This is a genomic window from Allobosea sp. WAO, assembly GCF_001509835.1.
Lineage (GTDB): Bacteria > Pseudomonadota > Alphaproteobacteria > Rhizobiales > Beijerinckiaceae > Allobosea.
The window spans coordinates 136,247-151,223 of sequence record NZ_JXTJ01000005.1; the positions used below are offsets into that span (position 1 = coordinate 136,247).

Annotated in this window: 18 protein-coding genes; 4 read left to right on the plus strand and 14 right to left on the minus strand. The window is 67.2% G+C overall.

What is annotated here, in order from left to right; all coding sequences use genetic code 11:
• Positions 1 to 53 precede the first annotated feature (53 nt).
• The 3 genes from DK26_RS08710 to phnE are packed head-to-tail and all read left to right on the plus strand — an operon-like array spanning position 54 to position 2,553.
• Positions 54 to 923 (plus strand): PhnD/SsuA/transferrin family substrate-binding protein, encoded by an 870-nt coding sequence (locus tag DK26_RS08710; protein ID WP_066470651.1) that lies wholly within the window; start codon positions 54 to 56, stop codon positions 921 to 923.
• The gene (locus tag DK26_RS08715; protein WP_083533083.1) at positions 923 to 1,750 is read left to right on the plus strand and encodes an ATP-binding cassette domain-containing protein; all 828 of its coding nucleotides are present in this window, start codon (positions 923 to 925) and stop codon (positions 1,748 to 1,750) included. The genes DK26_RS08710 and DK26_RS08715 overlap by 1 nt, the downstream gene beginning before the upstream one ends.
• Positions 1,747 to 2,553 (plus strand): phosphonate ABC transporter, permease protein PhnE, encoded by an 807-nt coding sequence (gene phnE / locus DK26_RS08720; RefSeq protein ID WP_066470653.1) that lies wholly within the window; start codon positions 1,747 to 1,749, stop codon positions 2,551 to 2,553. The genes DK26_RS08715 and phnE overlap by 4 nt, the downstream gene beginning before the upstream one ends.
• Before the next feature lie 41 nt (positions 2,554 to 2,594).
• On the opposite strand, the gene DK26_RS08725 is transcribed toward phnE, so the two are convergent.
• The 5 genes from DK26_RS08725 to DK26_RS08745 are packed head-to-tail and all read right to left on the minus strand — an operon-like array spanning position 2,595 to position 5,612.
• Complete coding sequence (locus tag DK26_RS08725; protein WP_066470655.1) at positions 2,595 to 3,161, minus strand: HupE/UreJ family protein; 567 nt, start codon at positions 3,159 to 3,161, stop codon at positions 2,595 to 2,597.
• Between the two features lie 40 nt (positions 3,162 to 3,201).
• Positions 3,202 to 3,834 (minus strand): urease accessory protein UreG, encoded by a 633-nt coding sequence (ureG, locus tag DK26_RS08730; RefSeq protein WP_066470658.1) that lies wholly within the window; start codon positions 3,832 to 3,834, stop codon positions 3,202 to 3,204.
• A complete protein-coding gene (locus DK26_RS08735; protein ID WP_066470660.1) occupies positions 3,831 to 4,508 on the minus strand; it encodes an urease accessory UreF family protein in 678 nt (225 codons plus the stop codon). The genes ureG and DK26_RS08735 overlap by 4 nt, the downstream gene beginning before the upstream one ends.
• Before the next feature lie 3 nt (positions 4,509 to 4,511).
• Positions 4,512 to 5,282: an urease accessory protein UreE gene (locus DK26_RS08740; protein WP_066470662.1), complete on the minus strand. Its 771-nt coding sequence runs from the start codon at positions 5,280 to 5,282 to the stop codon at positions 4,512 to 4,514.
• 21 nt (positions 5,283 to 5,303) lie between these two features.
• A complete protein-coding gene (locus DK26_RS08745; protein WP_066470667.1) occupies positions 5,304 to 5,612 on the minus strand; it encodes a putative quinol monooxygenase in 309 nt (102 codons plus the stop codon).
• A gap of 296 nt (positions 5,613 to 5,908) precedes the next feature.
• Between DK26_RS08745 and DK26_RS08750 the strand changes: the two genes are divergently transcribed.
• Positions 5,909 to 6,880 (plus strand): amino acid ABC transporter substrate-binding protein, encoded by a 972-nt coding sequence (locus DK26_RS08750; RefSeq protein ID WP_184231743.1) that lies wholly within the window; start codon positions 5,909 to 5,911, stop codon positions 6,878 to 6,880.
• A gap of 152 nt (positions 6,881 to 7,032) precedes the next feature.
• On the opposite strand, the gene DK26_RS08755 is transcribed toward DK26_RS08750, so the two are convergent.
• The 9 genes from DK26_RS08755 to DK26_RS08795 all read right to left on the minus strand — a co-directional run bounded on the left by DK26_RS08755 (position 7,033) and on the right by DK26_RS08795 (position 14,974).
• Entirely contained in the window at positions 7,033 to 8,061 is a 1,029-nt protein-coding gene (locus tag DK26_RS08755; RefSeq protein ID WP_066470668.1) for an ABC transporter substrate-binding protein, read from the minus strand.
• 84 nt (positions 8,062 to 8,145) lie between these two features.
• The gene (locus DK26_RS08760; protein ID WP_066470669.1) at positions 8,146 to 8,403 is read right to left on the minus strand and encodes a hypothetical protein; all 258 of its coding nucleotides are present in this window, start codon (positions 8,401 to 8,403) and stop codon (positions 8,146 to 8,148) included.
• Between the two features lie 72 nt (positions 8,404 to 8,475).
• Positions 8,476 to 10,212: an urease subunit alpha gene (gene ureC / locus DK26_RS08765; protein WP_066470671.1), complete on the minus strand. Its 1,737-nt coding sequence runs from the start codon at positions 10,210 to 10,212 to the stop codon at positions 8,476 to 8,478.
• Positions 10,213 to 10,253: 41 nt separating this feature from the next.
• Positions 10,254 to 11,084 (minus strand): DUF1003 domain-containing protein, encoded by an 831-nt coding sequence (locus DK26_RS08770; RefSeq protein ID WP_083533085.1) that lies wholly within the window; start codon positions 11,082 to 11,084, stop codon positions 10,254 to 10,256.
• 29 nt (positions 11,085 to 11,113) lie between these two features.
• On the minus strand, positions 11,114 to 11,734 hold the full coding sequence (locus DK26_RS08775; protein WP_066470674.1) for an urease subunit gamma: 621 nt from the start codon (positions 11,732 to 11,734) through the stop codon (positions 11,114 to 11,116).
• Positions 11,731 to 12,057 carry a hypothetical protein gene (locus DK26_RS08780; RefSeq protein ID WP_066470676.1) on the minus strand — a complete coding sequence of 109 codons (327 nt, stop codon included), beginning with the start codon at positions 12,055 to 12,057 and terminating at the stop codon, positions 11,731 to 11,733. Before DK26_RS08780 ends, DK26_RS08775 begins: the two co-directional genes overlap by 4 nt.
• Positions 12,058 to 12,068: 11 nt before the next feature.
• Positions 12,069 to 12,917 (minus strand): urease accessory protein UreD, encoded by an 849-nt coding sequence (locus DK26_RS08785; RefSeq protein WP_066470679.1) that lies wholly within the window; start codon positions 12,915 to 12,917, stop codon positions 12,069 to 12,071.
• Positions 12,918 to 13,031: 114 nt separating this feature from the next.
• Positions 13,032 to 13,925, minus strand: coding sequence for a sugar kinase (locus DK26_RS08790; protein WP_066470681.1), 894 nt, complete (start codon positions 13,923 to 13,925; stop codon positions 13,032 to 13,034).
• 5 nt (positions 13,926 to 13,930) lie between these two features.
• Positions 13,931 to 14,974, minus strand: coding sequence for an aldose epimerase family protein (locus DK26_RS08795; RefSeq protein WP_066470683.1), 1,044 nt, complete (start codon positions 14,972 to 14,974; stop codon positions 13,931 to 13,933).
• Positions 14,975 to 14,977: the final 3 nt, after the last annotated feature.

The window sequence follows — 14,977 nt, forward strand, 5'->3', positions numbered from 1 at the left end:
AGCGTCGCACGGGCTGTTTAGCGCCGCCTTCCGAACCCCGAGGGAGGACGCCCATGCTGAAGAAGCTGGCCTATGCATTCATCGCGGCTGCGGCCGCCTTCGTGTCTCCGGCCGCGCAGGCGCAAGAGACGATCCGTTTCGCCGTGACCGATGTCGACGGGTTGGAATCGCTGCAGCGCGAATTCGGACCGTTCAAGGCCGCCTTCGAGAAGCTCTCCGGGCTTAAGATGCAGTTCTTCGCGGTCTCCGGCCGCACCGCGGCGGTCGAGGCCATGGCGGCCGACCAGATCGATTTCGTCCTGACCGGCCCGGCCGAATACGTGGTCTTCAAGGCGCGCACCGGCGCGGTGCCCGTCGTCGGCTGGCAGCGTCCCGACTATTTCTCGCAGGTCGCCGTGCTCGCGAACGGCCCGATCAAGACGGTCGCCGATCTCAAGGGCAAGACCATCTCCTTCGGCGAGATCGGCTCGACCTCGCAGCATCTCGGCCCGGCCCAGGCGCTCGCCGATTTCGGGCTGAAGTACAATGTCGACTACAAGCCGATTTTCGTGAAGCGCAATGTCGCCGCCGAGGCGATGAAGCGCGGTGACATCGCCGCCATCGGCCTGAATCTCGGCCACCTCAACAGCATCCGCAAATCCGACCCGAAGGCCGGCTTCGCGGTCGTCGCCCGCGGCCGCGACCTGCCGAACGACGTGATGATCGCCAGCCCGAAGGTGAAGCCGGAGGTGCTCGCCAAGGTTCGCAAGACCTTCCTCGACAATGGCCAGGAGCTGATGAAGGCCGTCGTCTCCGAGACCGACGACAACAAGAAGTTCGCCGGCGGCGTCTTCCTCCCGGAGATCAAGGACAGCGACTACGACTATGTCCGCTCGATCTACCAGACTATCGGCATCACCGAGTTCAACAAGTTCATCGAGTGATGCCGCAGAGCGCGCAGACCTTGCCGACGGCGGACGCAGCCGCGCCCGTCGTCGCCATCTCCGGCCTCGCCAAGAGTTTTGGCACGCGCCGGATCATCGAGCGGCTCGACCTCGCGATCCCACCGGGCGAGGCCCTGGCGCTGATCGGCGCCAACGGCACCGGCAAGTCAACCCTGCTGCGCATGATCGTGCGCCTCGCCGAGGCGGATGCCGGCACGATCTCGGTGCTGGGCGAGACCGTCGGCGACCTGCGCGGCGCGGCGCTGAAGCGCTTCCGGGCGCGGGTCGGCGTCGTCTTCCAGAAGCACAACCTGGTTTCGCGGCTGAGCGCGCTGAGCAATGTCGTGCATGGCGTGCAGTCGCGCCGCTCCGGCCCGCGAACCTGGACGCAGGCTCTGGCCCCGGCCGAGATCCGCGACGAGGCGATGGCATGCCTTGCCGCCGTAGGCCTCGCCGACAAGGCGATGCAGCGCGCGGATTCGCTCTCGGGCGGGCAGTCGCAGCGCGTCGCGATCGCCCGCATGCTAATGCAGCGGCCGCAGATCGTGCTCGCCGACGAGCCCGATGCCAGCCTTGATCCGCGCGCCGGCCGCGAGGTGATGGAACTGCTCTTCCGGCTGACGCGCGACAAGGGGCTCACCCTAGTCTTCGTCTCGCACCACATGGCGCATGCGCTGCGCTTCGCCGACCGCATCGTCGGGCTAGGCAATGGCGGGATCGCGCTCGACCGGCGCGCCCTGCACTGCAACGAGGCGGAGCTCGCCGCCTTCTTCGAGGAGCCGGCCGAGGACGTTCCCGCCGCGCAGCCGGCACTGGTGTTCGCATGAGCCTGCAATCCACCCCGCGCGGCCTCCATGCTGGGGACCGTTTCGCCCGGCCGAGCGCCGCCGCCTTCATGGGCGGGTTCCTGGCGCTGGCGCTGCTGGTCTGGTCGTTCAGCGGCTCCGAGCTCTCGGCCGAGAAGCTCGTGCGCGGCCTGCCCTATATGGGAAACATCCTGTCGCGGATGTTCCCGCCCGACCTCGCGAGGCTCGACAGCATCCTCGCCTCGCTCGCGACGACCTTCCAGATGGCGGTCTCGGGCTGCGTGCTCGGATTGATCCTGAGCTTTCCGCTGGCCGTGCTCGCGGCGGAAGGCCTGTCGCCGCACCCCATCACCCGCGTGCTGACGCGCGGGCTGATCGCGCTGTTCCGCACCGTGCCGGACCTGATCTGGGCGCTGTTCTTCGTGATCGCCGTGGGCTTAGGCCCCGCAGCCGGCGTGCTGGCGCTGATGGTCGACACGATCGGCTATGCCGGGCGCTTCTTCGCCGAGGCGATGGAGGAGACCGACAAGGGTCCGCGCGAGGCGCTCTCGACCATCGGCGCGAGCCGGACCGGGCTGATCTTCTCGGCGGTGGTGCCGAACGCGATGCCATCCTTCATCGCGACCTCGCTGTTCTGCGTCGAGAAGGCGACCCGCGCCTCGGTCGTGCTCGGGCTGGTCGGCGCCGGCGGCATCGGCGTCGAGCTCAAGGTCGCCTTCGACCTGTTCGACTACGATACCGCGCTGACGATCATCCTCGCGATCTTCGCGCTGGTCGTCGCCGTCGAGCAGATCGGCGGCTATCTCCGGCGCCGGATCATCTGAGGACGGGCTGCCGGCCGGGATCAACCGGCCGGCGCAGGCCTTCAGCCGGCCAGAATGGCAACGCCGGCGATGGCGAGCCCGCCGCCCGCGACGCGCGCGAGAACAGGGGCATGCTGCGCGAGCCGGGCCGCGAGGAAGAGGCCGGCGCCGTGCAGGACGGCCGTGGCGATGATGAAGCCGACGGCATAGGCGAAGCCGCTGGCGTTCTCAGGCAGCTCCGCCCCATGCGCGAAGCCGTGGAAGATCGCGAAGATGCCGCAGGCGAGCGCGCCCGCCGCCAGCGGCGGCGAGGCCTTGAGCGCGATGGCGAGCCCGAGGATGACGATCGAGACAGCGATGCCGATTTCGGCGCCCGGCAATTGCCCGCCGGCCATGGCCCAGGCGCCGGCCAGCGCCATCGTCGACACGAAGGCGACGGGATAGATGATGCGCGCCTTGCCGCCGACGAGCCCGGCCCAGAGACCGACCGCGACCATGGCCAGGACGTGATCGAGCCCGGTCAGCGGGTGCAGCAGCCCATGCGCCAGCCCCTCGACGGAGCCGACGCCGGTATGGGCCAGCGCCGGGGCCGCAGCCCCCGTCAGCAGGAGCGTCAATGCCGCGGTCATCTGTCTTGCCATCGTCCTGCGTGCCATCGTCTCAAATCCCTCAGCCTCGCGCCGTGGCCTTGAGCCCTCCGGCAGTCTCGATGAAATCGACGACCTGATCGACACCCTCCCCCGCCCGCGTATTGGTGAAGGCGAAAGGCCGCTTGCCGCGCATGGTCTTCGAATCCCGGTCCATCACTGCAAGATCCGCGCCGACATGCGGGGCCAGGTCAGTCTTGTTGATGACGAGGAGGTCGGAGCGGGTGATGCCCGGCCCGCCCTTGCGCGGGATCTTCTCGCCGGCGGCGACGTCGATCACATAGATCGTCAGATCGGCGAGCTCAGGCGAGAAGGTGGCGGCGAGATTGTCGCCGCCGGATTCGATCAGAATGAGGTCGAGCGCCGGGAACCTGCCGCGCATCTCGGCGACCGCGGCGAGGTTGATCGAGCAGTCCTCGCGGATCGCCGTATGCGGGCAACCGCCGGTCTCGACGCCCATGATCCGCTCCTCGGGCAGTGCGCCGGAGACGGTGAGGATGCGCGCATCCTCCTTGGTGTAGATGTCGTTGGTGATGGCCGCGATGTCGTAGCGGTCGCGCATGCGCTTGCACAGCGCCTCCATCAGCGCGGTCTTGCCGGAGCCGACCGGGCCGCCGATGCCGACGCGCAAAGGGCCATGGGGGGAAGCGCTCATGAGCGGAACAGCCTCGAATACTGGGTTTCGTGACGCAGGGAAGCAAGGTCCGAGCGGAAGGCGCAGCTGCCGAGCGCGTCCAGCGCGGCGGCCTCCGCCCTCGCCGCGGCGCTACGCAAGAGCGGGGCCAGAGCGGCCGTGACGCGCTGCCCGTCGGTCTGGCCGACAATGCCGAGCCGGACCGCGGCCGAGACCAGATTGGCGACGAAGGCAAGCGAGAAGGCCTCGAGCGAAGCCAGCAGCGGCAGGCCATGGCCGCTGGCCGCAACGGCGACGGCGACGGGATAGGCGACATCGCCCGGCCAGGCTGCCTTCAGCGCATCGACCGAGGCACAGGGCCAGGAGGCCGCAATGGCGGCGATGAAGGCATTGCCCTGGGTCACCGTCTCCAGCCGCCGCTCGGTCGAATTGGCGAGCGCGAGCGCGAGCTCAGCCACGTCGCGCAGTTCCTTCGCATCGCCATCGCCGCTGGCGCGCCAGGCAGCGGCGAAGAGGACGAGGTCATTGCGCAGCGAGCCATGCTCGACCAGCGCGCCGAGCCAGTCCTCAAGCCCCTGCGCGTCCGTGAGATCGCCAACCTCGAACGCCCATTCCAAGCCATGCGAGTAGGCGAAGCCGCCGACCGGGAAGGACGGCGACAGCCAGATCATCAGGGGCAGCTGAACCCCGGTCATGGCTCAATGGTCGTGCTTGTGGCCCTTATGGCCGTGCTCGGCGCCATGGTGATGGCCATGGTCATGCTTGTGGCCGTGGTCGTCATGATGGTGGTCATGGCCGCAACCGCAGGAGGCGCCGTGGGCGTGCTCATGCTTGTGCTCGCCATGGCTGTGGTCGTGGGCATGCGCCTCGCCATGGCCGGCATGGGAATGGCCATGATCATGATCGTGATGGTCGTGATGATGGTCGTGACCGCAACCGCAGTCGGAGCCATGGGCATGCTCATGGCCGTGGTGCTCGTGAGCGTGATCATGGCCGTGATGGTGGTGGCCATGGTCATGGCCGCAATTGGCGTGATCATGGTCGTAGGCGCCGCGCTCGGGCTGGAACGGCCGCTCGACATCGCTCATCGCGCAGCCCTGGCCGCGGACCATCTCGGCCAGCACATGGTCGTGCTCGATATAGATTGCGTCGGCGGTGATCTCCGCCGGGGTGTGGCGGTTGCCGATATGCCAGGCGACGCGCATCAGGCGCAGAGGGTTCTCGGCCTTGATCTCGATCAGCTTCTGCGCGGCAGCCCTAATCAGGACGAGCGAGCCGTCCTCCAGCCTGACCGCGTCGCCATCGTTCAGGGCCGTCGGCTTGTCGAGGTCGAGCAGGATGTCGCTTCCGCCATCGCCCTTCAGCGCGACGCGACGACGGTTGCGGTCCTCATGGTCAAGGGTCAGGGTCTCGACGACCCGGTCCTGCTTGACCGCGGCCTTGCGGACGACGGAAGTGGCGCGCTGCATGTGACTAACCCGTGGCGTGTTTCAGAGGCGATCGACCGATCGCGGTTCCACCACTTCGATCACCGGAGCGACGCTGACGCAAGCCCCGGCCACGGCGAGAAACGCCTTGAGATGCGGCCGGGCCATGTGGCGCTCGACATCCGCACGGGTTTCCCAGCTTTCGAGGCAGATGAAATGGCCGGGCGCGGTCAGGCTCTCATGCATGTCGAAGCCGAGACAGCCCTGCTCCTGCCGGGTCGCCGCGATGCAAGCATGGGCTGCGGCGACAAAGCGCGCCCGGTCGGCGGGTCGGACACGGGCGCGGGCGATGACGAGGACGGGATCGGACATGCGGAAGCTGTCTCCATCTGCTGTTGGCGGGTCCGCCGGTTACGCGGCGACCTCCCGGCCAGATGCGGCAGGCGGAAAGCTATGGTTAACAACCGCTTAAGCTCGAAAATCCGTTAGCCGCATAAATGACCGTGGCGCCCGTCGATATGATCCTGTTAGATCGCCGGGCCTACTGCCTGGTCTTTCGGATCGGCAAGGACAAGAACCTGAAGGGGAAAGCCGACATGACCGGGATTTCATCATCAACCGTCCGCAGGCTGGCGGGCGTGCTCGCCGGCATCGGGCTGAGCGCCGCCATGACGGGCGCGGCCTTCGCCCAGACGACGCTGGAACGGATCAAGCAGCGCGGCCAGCTGATCTGCGGCGCGAGCCACGGCGTTGCCGGCTTCTCGCTGCCGGATGCGCAGGGGCAATGGCGCGGCTTCGACGTCGATATCTGCCGGGCGCTGGCGGCTGCGATCTTCAACGACCAGGAGAAGGCGAAATACATATCGCTGGCCTCGAAGGACCGGCTGACGGCGCTGCAGAGCGGCGAGATCGACGTGCTCTCGCGGACCACGACCTGGACGCTCGGCCGCGATGCCGGCTTCGGCCTCAACTTCACCGCGATCAATTACTTCGACGGCCAGGGCTTCCTGGTGCGCAAGAGCAGCGGCGTCAAGGAGGTGAAGGCGCTCGACGGCGCTTCGGTCTGCGTCGCCCAGGGCACCACGACCGAGCTCAACCTCGCCGACTATTTCCGCACCCACAACATGAAGTACGAGGTCATCGCCTTCGCGGGGCTGGACGAGACGATCCAGGCCTATGAGGCCGGACGCTGCGACGCCTACACTACCGATCTCTCGCAGCTCGCCGCCAACCGGATGAAGCTCAAGGTCCCGGCCGACCACGATCTCCTGCCCGAGATGATCTCGAAGGAGCCGCTCGGCCCCTGGGTCCGCCAGGGGGACGACGCCTGGTTCGATATCGTGCGCTGGACGGTCTATGCACTGATGAACGCCGAGGAGTACGGGATCACGCAGGCCAATGTCGACGAGATGGTGAAGTCGACCAATCCCGAGATCCGCCGCCTGCTCGGCGCCGAGGGCAAGTTCGGCGAGAGCCTCGGGCTGACCAATGACTGGGTGGTCCGCATCGTCAAGGCGGTCGGCAATTACGGCGAGAGCTTCGACCGGCATCTCGGCGCCAAGTCGCCGCTCAACCTGCCCCGCGGCATGAACAAGCTCTGGACGCAAGGCGGCCTGCAATACGCTCCGCCGGTGCGCTGAGCGTTCTCACGCGCAATTCAGGAAGTGCCGTCATCCCGGACGGAGCGAAGCGCAGATCTGGGATCCATGCCGGAACGGTTCAGGCATGGATCCCAGGTCGCCCTGCGGTCGCCCGGGATGACATTCGCCGAGCGACCGGCAATAGCGAATGATCAGCGCGGCAGCGCCTTCACCTCGTCGTCGAACTTCTTGAGCAGGCGCGAGCGCTCGGCCGGGCTGCCCCAGCGCGGGGTGTCGTAGTCGATCAGCTTGATCTCCTCGAACTTCGGCGCATCCGGCGAGAGCTTGGCGTTCTTGTTGGAGGGGATCGAGTTGATCTTGAGCTTGGCGTTGATGTCCTGCGCCTCGGGCGAGAGCGTGAAGTCGACGAATTTGCGCGCCGCCTCCGGGTTCTTGCCGCCCTTGATCACCGAGACCGAGCCGGTCTCGTAGCCGGTGCCCTCGCACGGGGCGACGATGCCGATCGGCGCGCCCTGCAGCTTCTGCGTCAGCATGTCGTGCATGAAGGCGATGCCGACCGCGGTCTCGCCGAGCGCCGTCGCCTTGACCGGTGCGATGCCCGACTTGGTGTACTGGCTGATGTTCTTGTGCAGGGTCTTCAGGAACTCGAAGCCCTTCTCCTCGCCGAGCCGCTGGACGGTCGTCGCGAGGAAGACATAGGCCGTGCCCGAGGAGCTGGGGTCTGCGACCTGGACCTCGTCCTTGAACTTGGGATCAAGCAGGTCGGCCCAGCATTTCGGCTCGGGCAGCTTCTTGCTCTTCAGCGTCTCGAGATTGTAGCCGATGCCGAGCGCACCGAGGTAAATGCCGGACGTGCGGAACTTCGACTGCTCGGCATGGCGCTTCGCCCAGTCATGCAGCTCGGCGAGCTTCGGCGACTTGTACTCGTCGAGCAGCCCTTCCTCGGCCGCCTGCAGATGCGGCTCGCCCGGCCCGCCCCACCAGACGTCGCCACGCGGGTTGGAGGCTTCGGCCTTGACCTGAGCATAGACCTCACCGGTCGACTTGCGGACCATCTGGACCTTGATGCCGGTCGCCTTCTCGAAGATCGCAGCGCCCTCGCGGCATTGCTCCTCGAGGATCGAGCAATAGACGGTGACCTGACCCTGCGCGGCCACGGGGCCGGCATAGGCGGCGACGGCCAGCGTGGCCGTGGCCAGGGCATGACGAAGACTTGGCAAGGTTTCCTCCAGGGGCACTTTTCTTAGCCGGCGAGATGAAGGCCAAGAGCCCAGCCCTGTCAACCGTGCCGGCTCGCCGCCCGGTCAGCGCCGCCGCGTGCGATCCGGAAGCTTGTCGATCGCCTCCTCGGCACCCTGATTCCTGCCGAGGACGCCCTCGCGCAGAACCTTGGTTGCAGCATCCTGCTTCAGCGCCGGCGAGGTCTTCAGCGGCGCCGTCGCCTTCGTCGCCTCCAGGCCGATTTCCTTGGGCTTGCGACCGTCATTGCGGGCACTGGCGGCGAAGGTGGCGAGCGCCTCGGGCTGCCTTCCCTTCGGATCGGCGGCTTTGGACTTGGCCATGGCGACCTCCCATTGTTGCGACGGGAGGCAAACGTGCGGGCCGGCGATGAGGTTCCGCGCGGAGGCGCAGGTTCAGAACAGGAAGTACCGCTGGGCCAGCGGCAGTTCCTTCGCGGGTTCGCAGACCAGTAATTCGCCATCCGCGATCACCGCATAGGTCTCGGGGTCGATACGGATATCGGGCGTGGCGTCGTTGTGGATCATGCTCTTCTTGGAGATGCCGCCGCGGGTGTTTTCGACGGCGACCATCTCCTTGTCCGTGCCGAGCCGGCCCTTGAGCCCGTTCGCCATCGCCGCCTGCGAGACGAAGACCAGCGAGGTCGTGCTGACGGCCTTGCCGAAGGCGCCGAACATCGGCCGGTAATGCACCGGCTGCGGCGTCGGGATCGAGGCGTTGGGGTCGCCCATCGGCGCGGCCGCGATCATGCCGCCCTTCAGCACGAGATCGGGCTTGGCGCCGAAGAAGGCGGGCGACCAGATCACGAGGTCCGCGAGCTTGCCAATCTCGACCGAGCCGATATGGCGCGAGATGCCGTGCGAGATCGCCGGGTTGATCGTGTATTTCGCAACATAGCGCTTGGCGCGGAAATTGTCGGCGCCGGTGCCGGCATCCTGCGGCAGCGGCCCGCGCTGGACCTTCATCTTGTGGGCGGTCTGCCAGGTGCGGGTCACGACCTCGCCGATCCGGCCCATGGCCTGCGAGTCCGAGGACATCATCGAGAGCGCGCCAAGATCGTGCAGGATGTCCTCCGCGGCGATCGTCTCCTTGCGGATGCGGCTCTCGGCGAAGGCGAGGTCCTCGGGGATCGAGGGCGACAGGTGATGGCAGACCATCAGCATGTCCAGGTGCTCATCGAGCGTGTTGACGGTGAAAGGCCGGGTCGGATTGGTCGACGAGGGCAGGACATTGGGCAGGCCCGCCACCTTCATGATGTCGGGCGCATGGCCACCGCCGGCGCCCTCCGTGTGGAAGGCGTGGATAGTGCGGCCCTTGAAGGCCTTGACCGTGTCCTCGACGAACCCTGACTCGTTCAGCGTGTCCGAATGTATCATCACCTGGACGTCGTATTCGTCGGCCACCGAAAGGCAGTTGTCGATCGCGCCCGGGGTCGTGCCCCAGTCCTCGTGGAGCTTGAGGGCGCAGGCGCCGGCCTCGACCATCTCGATCAGGGAGCCCGGCACGGCGGCATTGCCCTTGCCGGCGAAGGCGAGGTTCATCGCGAAGGCGTCGGCGGCGCGGATCATCTGGCCGATATGCCAGGGGCCGGGCGTGCAGGTCGTCGCCAGCGTGCCATGGGCCGGGCCGGTGCCGCCCCCCAGCATGGTGGTCAGCCCGCTCATCAGCGCATCCTCGATCTGCTGCGGGCAGATATAGTGGATATGGCTGTCGAAGCCGCCGGCGGTGACGATCTTGCCCTCGCCGGCGATGACCTCGGTGCCGGGCCCGACGATGATCGTCTCCTCCGGGGCGAAATTGCCGAAGCCGTCCTGGATGTCGGGATTGCCGGCCTTGCCGATGGCGCAGATGCGGCCGGCCCTGATGCCGATATCGGCCTTCACGATGCCCCAATGGTCGAGGATCAGCGCATTGGTGATGACGGTGTCGACCGCCCCGTCTGCATTGCGGACCTGCGACTGCCCCATGCCGTCGCGAATGACCTTGCCGCCGCCGAACTTCACCTCCTCGCCATAGGTGGTGAAATCCTTCTCGACCCTGATGACGAGCTCGGTATCGCCGAGACGCACCGTGTCGCCGGTGGTCGGGCCGAACATGGCGGCATAGGCATTGCGCGGAAAGGCGAAGGGCATGGTCGGTTCCCGATCTGGTCCTGCGATGTCTCTGGCAATTCTCAGGCCGAAGCCGTGCCCGGTTCGGGCGGCTCGGAGCCTTTCGGCTTGCGTGGCCCCTTGCGCTTGCCGGCCGCGGCCTTGGCGAGCTTTCGCGCCTGGTCGCGCTGCGTCTCCTGCATCATCTCGAGCTGGACCTGCTGGATTTCGGCGAGGCGCTGCCACTGCTTGGTGATGAGATGGTCGATCTTCTCGTGCAGATGCCGGATTTCAAGCTCGGCCTTGAGATTGACCTGGTAATCGTTGGATGAGCGGGCGCGGTCCTTCTGCTCCTGGCGCTTCTGGCTCATCATGATGATCGGGGCCTGGATCGCGGCGATACAGGACAGCACGAGATTGAGCAGGATGAAGGGATAGGCGTCGAAGGCTCCCGGTCCCTCTGCGATATTGACGAGCATCCAGACCACCAGCACGCAGCCGAAGCTGATCAGGAAGGCCCAGGAGCCGCCAAAGCTGGCGAGCCCGTCCGAGACGCGCTCGCCGAAGCTGCGCTTCTCGTCGAACTCGTCGTCGGTGTCGCTCGCGATCGTATCCTGCCGCGCGATGCTCTCGACGACTTCGCGGTCGAGATCGGAGTATTCGCCGTGCTCCTCGCGCAGGATCTCCTCGACATAGCGCGTGCGATAGCGCGCCAGCTCGGTGCGCGAGATCAGGCTGTGCTCGGTCAGTTGCGGAAAGTCGGCGAGGATACGCTCGGTCAGCGAAGGGCGCAGCGTCTCCAGCGAGACCAGGTTCTTGCGCGGTGTCTCGGCGCCGGAGATCGCGCAAATGCCGTATTTCTTTTTGCCGTTCGCTGGAAGATGGGAGGGCTGCACGTCTGCTGCTTCGGTCATCGGCTGGCTCCGCCATTCGTTTTCCGCAGCTACAGCTTACCCATCACCTCCTGGCGGAAGCCATAGACCTCGCGCTTGCCGGCGAGCGCGACCAGCCTGACCTCGCGCGTCTGGCCGGGCTCGAAGCGCACCGCCGTACCGGCGGGAATGTCGAGCCGGAAGCCTCTCGCCTTGTCGCGCTCGAAGGCGAGCGCCGGATTGGCCTCGAAGAAATGATAATGCGAACCGACCTGGATCGGCCGGTCGCCGGTATTGGCGACGGTCAGCGTCAGGCTTTCGCGGCCCTCGTTGAGGATGAGGTCGCCCGGTAGCGTCGTGACCTCCCCCGGCTTCAGGCGGCCGGCGGAACCGCGGATCGGCTCGTGCACGGTGACGAGCTTTGTGCCGTCCGGGAAGGTCGCCTCGACCTGCACGTCGTGCAGCATCTCGGCGATGCCGTCCATGACCTGATCGGCGGTGAGGACATGCGCGCCGGCCTCCATCAGCTCGGCGACAGATCTGCCGTCGCGCGCGCCCTCGACGACGAAGTCGGTGATCAGCGCGACGGCCTCGGGATGGTTGAGCTTGACGCCGCGCTCGAGCCTGCGCCTTGCCACGATGGCGGCCATGGCGATGAGCAGCTTATCCTTCTCGCGCGGCGTCAGGTTCATGCGTTGGCCTTCTCTGCCTGTTCCTCGTCTTCGTCATCCTCGGCCTCGTCGTCCTCGGACTCCTCGGCGTCGTCTTCCAACTCATCCTCATCCACCTCGTCGAGCGAGGCATATTCATAGGCGAAGACGATCTCGCCACTCTCCGGATCGAAGCTGCTGGCAGTCGATTCCTCAAAAGCCTCGATCAGCATCTCGGCATCTTCGGGACCATCGACATCGAAGCGGCGGGAAAGGACCTCGTCTTCCGCCTTCAGCGCGAGTTCGATCGCCCAGCCGCGGGAGCCGGTATCATAGACGCATTTCAGACCCTGGATCGGCAGCATGCTGCAACTCCTCAGATTGACCAGGTGCGCGGCAGCGCACGCTGGGTCAGATGCCCGAGCAGCATGACGAGGGCGCGACGCAAGGCCTGCGCATCGCCGCCGAGGAGGCGGACCAGGAGGAAGCCTTCATGCGCGCCGGCGGCCGCCTCGACGTCGACAAAGGCAGTTTCCTCCGCCAGGATCGCCCTGATCTCGTCGAGCCGCCCGGGAGACGTGGCGAGCACGGTCGAGACAGCGCGCGCGCCCTGCCCCACCGCCTTGCGGCGCAAGGTCTCCTCGATCGCGCCTTCGAGACGCAAATCCTCGGCGAAGACCAGCCGGCCCTCCCGCCTGATACGCCAGCGATCGCGCAACGAGCCATGCAGCAGGGTCTCGCCCATGGCGGCGCGGCCGAAATAGAGCGTCTCGCAGGCGATGAAGCGCGAATCCGCGGCGAGATCGACGCTCAGGCTGCGCGCCAGCCGCGCGCCCGAGAACAGGATCGTCTCCTGCGGCAGCCAGGCGAGGTCCGCCCCCGAAGCGACGGCGATCTCCGTATCGACATGGGTATCGGAGCCCTGGCTGCGATAGATCTTCTCGGCCGCCTGGGTGGTGACGACGGCGTGCGCCCCGGGGTCGAGCGCGATCTGCGTCCGGGCACGGTCGCCGCCGGCCATGCCGCCGGCGGTGTTGATCAGCACCGCCTCGCAACGCCCGTCATGGCTTGTCGGGAAACGGGCGCGATAGCCGCCGCTCTCGGCGACTTCCAGGCGCATGGTGCGTGCCCCCACTGCGCCGAAGCGCAGCCGGACGCCGCCGCTGGCGCGGACATAGTCCGGCAGCAGCGGATCGACGGGCAAGGGCAGCGCGGGAGCATACATGGCAGGCCGGCTCTGGCAGAGGGCCGCAGTGTTTCTCGCAACGATTTTGCCGGCAAGAGGAGGCCGGCCGAGCGCTGCCTAAATAAAAAGCAGAACCGCCCAGCGCGCAGGCAATCAGGGATGGGCCGCCAGGAAGCGTTCGACCTCGTCGCGCTTCGGCGTGCCGGCCCGACCACCGAAGCGGGCGCACTTGATCGCCGCAACCGCCGAGGCGAAGCGCACCGCCGCCCGCTCGCTCTGCCCTTCGGCGAGCGCGAGCGCGAAGGCGCCATGCCAGACATCGCCCGCGCCGAGCGTATCCACCGCCGCGATCGGGAAGGCCGGCAGATGGGCAATGCCGCCATTCTCCATGAAAAGCACGCCGCGATGGCCGAGCGTGACGGCGAGCCAGTTCTTAGCCTCGTGCGCCAGTCCGGCCAGGGCTTCGCGCGGATCGCCCGCGCCGCAGATCTCGGTGAGCGCCTTCTCGCTATAGGCGACATGGCTCGCAGTCGTGACCATTTCGGGATGGGTCGGCTGGCGGTCGCCGTCGATCACGCCGGGCACGCCCGCCGCCCGCGCCATCTTCAACGCCGCGAGCGAGCCCTCGCCCCAGCGCGTATCGACCAGCACTGCATCCGCGCCGGCCGGCAGCGCCGCCGGCAGCCAGTCCGGCTCCAGCGGGGTCCGGGGGTCGGTGTAGGACACCACCATGCGCTCGCCCTGCGCATCGATCAGGATCGAGGAAACCGGCGAGCGCAACCCGGCAAAGCGATGCGAATAGGAGGTATCGACGCCCTCGGCGTGCAGATCCGCCAGGATCGCGTCGCCGGTCAGGTCGTCGCCCAGCCGGGTCGCGAGCCAGGCCTTGCCGCCCGAACGCGAAATCGCGACCGAGCCGCTGCCGGCGCAGCCGCCGCCGGTGACGACGAGGTCGCGCGCCCGATCTTTCTCGCCGGGGCTAGGGACATGCGAGACGCTGTAGACATAGTCCAGGGTCGCGATACCAAGACAGAAGACGCCGGCCATGAAGCTCAGACTCCGAACCTGAATTCACTGAGCTGGCGATAGACCTCGCCCGGCCGCAGCACCGTTGAGGGAAAATGCGGCAGGTTCGGCGAATCCGGCACATGCTGCGGTTCCAGCGCTATCCCGGCATTGGGGCCATAGGCAACACCGTCCAGCCCCGGCACCGGGGTGGCGAGCTTGGCGCCGTCATAGACCTGCAGCGCCGGCTCGCTTGTCCAGACCTCCATGGAAAGCCCCGAACGCCGGGAGCGCAGCGTCGCGGCATGGGCGAGTTCGAGCCCGCCAGCGGCCGGCTCACGCCGGTCGCGGCGCAGGATGAAGTTGTGGTCGTACCAGAAGCGGCTGCCATCCGGGTTGGCGAATCGGACCGGCCGGGTCTTCCGGAAATCGAAGGGCGTGGCGGCGACATCGGCGAGCGAGCCATCGGGGATCAGGTCGGCATCGACCGGCGTCGTCAGGTTGGCACGGACTTCGAGCTCATGGTCGAGGATATCGGGCCCGTCATCGAGCCGGAAATAGGAGTGATGGGCGAGATTGACGATGGTCGGCGCATCGGTGGTGGCCGAGAGCTCGAGGCGCAGGGTCGCGCCGTCGACCAGAGCGTAGCGGCACCAGACCCGCAGTGTGCCGGGATAGCCGGCATCGCCATCGGCCGAGACCAGCGCCAGCGTCACGCTGGCCTCGTCGTGCTGGATCATGGTCCAGGGCCGCTTGCCGAAACCCTGGCCGCCACCATGCAGCGAGTGCTTGCCGCCCTGGTTCAGCGGCGTGCGATGGGACACCCCGTCGAGCATGAAGCGGCCATGGCCGATGCGGTTGGCGAAGCGCCCGGCGATCGCCCCCATATGCGGCGAATGCGCGGGGTAGTCCGCGAAATCCGGGAAGCCGAGCACGACGCGCTGGCGGCGGCCGTCGGGCAGCGGCACGACAAGGTCGCGCAGCACCGCGCCCCATTCCATCACCCTGGCCTCGGCGCCGCCGGGCGAATGCAGAACCGCCTCATGGATCGGCGTGCCGTCGTCGAGATGGCCGAAGAGAGCTTTGTTCAAGGT